A 2,611-nucleotide genomic window follows, 5' to 3' on the forward strand; every position below is an offset into this window, starting at 1 on the left:
CCGGCCATAGTGGGTGATAGCCCTGTACGCGAAAATCTCTTAGTCATGAAATCGAGTAGGACGGAGCACGAGAAACTTTGTCTGAATATGGGGGGACCATCCTCCAAGGCTAAATACTACTGACTGACCGATAGTGAACTAGTACCGTGAGGGAAAGGCGAAAAGAACCCCGGAGAGGGGAGTGAAATAGATCCTGAAACCGTATGCGTACAAGCAGTGGGAGCCCACTTTGTTGGGTGACTGCGTACCTTTTGTATAATGGGTCAGCGACTTATTTTCAGTGGCGAGCTTAACCGAATAGGGGAGGCGTAGCGAAAGCGAGTCTTAATAGGGCGTCTAGTCGCTGGGAATAGACCCGAAACCGGGCGATCTATCCATGGGCAGGTTGAAGGTTGGGTAACACTAACTGGAGGACCGAACCGACTACCGTTGAAAAGTTAGCGGATGACCTGTGGATCGGAGTGAAAGGCTAATCAAGCTCGGAGATAGCTGGTTCTCCTCGAAAGCTATTTAGGTAGCGCCTCATGTATCACTGTAGGGGGTAGAGCACTGTTTCGGCTAGGGGGTCATCCCGACTTACCAAACCGATGCAAACTCCGAATACCTACAAGTGCCGAGCATGGGAGACACACGGCGGGTGCTAACGTCCGTCGTGAAAAGGGAAACAACCCAGACCGTCAGCTAAGGTCCCAAAGTTATGGTTAAGTGGGAAACGATGTGGGAAGGCTTAGACAGCTAGGAGGTTGGCTTAGAAGCAGCCACCCTTTAAAGAAAGCGTAATAGCTCACTAGTCGAGTCGGCCTGCGCGGAAGATGTAACGGGGCTCAAACCATACACCGAAGCTACGGGTATCACGTAAGTGATGCGGTAGAGGAGCGTTCTGTAAGCCTGTGAAGGTGAGTTGAGAAGCTTGCTGGAGGTATCAGAAGTGCGAATGCTGACATGAGTAACGACAATGGGTGTGAAAAACACCCACGCCGAAAGACCAAGGTTTCCTGCGCAACGTTAATCGACGCAGGGTTAGTCGGTCCCTAAGGCGAGGCTGAAAAGCGTAGTCGATGGAAAACAGGTTAATATTCCTGTACTTCTGGTTATTGCGATGGAGGGACGGAGAAGGCTAGGCCAGCTTGGCGTTGGTTGTCCAAGTTTAAGGTGGTAGGCTGGAATCTTAGGTAAATCCGGGATTCTAAGGCCGAGAGCTGATGACGAGTTAACTTTTAGTTAACGAAGTGGTTGATGCCATGCTTCCAAGAAAAGCTTCTAAGCTTCAGGTAACCAGGAACCGTACCCCAAACCGACACAGGTGGTTGGGTAGAGAATACCAAGGCGCTTGAGAGAACTCGGGTGAAGGAACTAGGCAAAATGGCACCGTAACTTCGGGAGAAGGTGCGCCGGTGAGGGTGAAGGACTTGCTCCGTAAGCTCATGCCGGTCGAAGATACCAGGCCGCTGCGACTGTTTATTAAAAACACAGCACTCTGCAAACACGAAAGTGGACGTATAGGGTGTGACGCCTGCCCGGTGCCGGAAGGTTAATTGATGGGGTTAGCTAACGCGAAGCTCTTGATCGAAGCCCCGGTAAACGGCGGCCGTAACTATAACGGTCCTAAGGTAGCGAAATTCCTTGTCGGGTAAGTTCCGACCTGCACGAATGGCGTAACGATGGCGGCGCTGTCTCCACCCGAGACTCAGTGAAATTGAAATCGCTGTGAAGATGCAGTGTATCCGCGGCTAGACGGAAAGACCCCGTGAACCTTTACTATAGCTTTGCACTGGACTTTGAATTTGCTTGTGTAGGATAGGTGGGAGGCTTTGAAGCGTGGACGCCAGTCTGCGTGGAGCCAACCTTGAAATACCACCCTGGCAACTTTGAGGTTCTAACTCAGGTCCGTTATCCGGATCGAGGACAGTGTATGGTGGGTAGTTTGACTGGGGCGGTCTCCTCCTAAAGAGTAACGGAGGAGTACGAAGGTGCGCTCAGACCGGTCGGAAATCGGTCGTAGAGTATAAAGGCAAAAGCGCGCTTGACTGCGAGACAGACACGTCGAGCAGGTACGAAAGTAGGTCTTAGTGATCCGGTGGTTCTGTATGGAAGGGCCATCGCTCAACGGATAAAAGGTACTCCGGGGATAACAGGCTGATACCGCCCAAGAGTTCATATCGACGGCGGTGTTTGGCACCTCGATGTCGGCTCATCACATCCTGGGGCTGAAGCCGGTCCCAAGGGTATGGCTGTTCGCCATTTAAAGTGGTACGCGAGCTGGGTTTAGAACGTCGTGAGACAGTTCGGTCCCTATCTGCCGTGGACGTTTGAGATTTGAGAGGGGCTGCTCCTAGTACGAGAGGACCGGAGTGGACGAACCTCTGGTGTTCCGGTTGTCACGCCAGTGGCATTGCCGGGTAGCTATGTTCGGAATAGATAACCGCTGAAAGCATCTAAGCGGGAAACTAGCCTCAAGATGAGATCTCACTGGAACCTTGAGTTCCCTGAAGGGCCGTCGAAGACTACGACGTTGATAGGTTGGGTGTGTAAGCGCTGTGAGGCGTTGAGCTAACCAATACTAATTGCCCGTGAGGCTTGACCATATAACACCCAAGCAATTTGACTACTC

At 51.9% G+C, this 2,611-nt stretch carries 1 rRNA gene (running past one end of the window); it reads left to right on the top strand.

Going from position 1 to position 2,611, the window contains the following annotated elements:
• Positions 1 to 2,585 (top strand): 23S ribosomal RNA (locus tag NUV89_RS27100); it begins 395 nt to the left of the window's first position.
• Positions 2,586 to 2,611: the final 26 nt, after the last annotated feature.

This window comes from Pseudomonas sp. 18.1.10 (genome assembly GCF_024655625.1).
In the GTDB taxonomy this organism is placed as follows: domain Bacteria; phylum Pseudomonadota; class Gammaproteobacteria; order Pseudomonadales; family Pseudomonadaceae; genus Aquipseudomonas.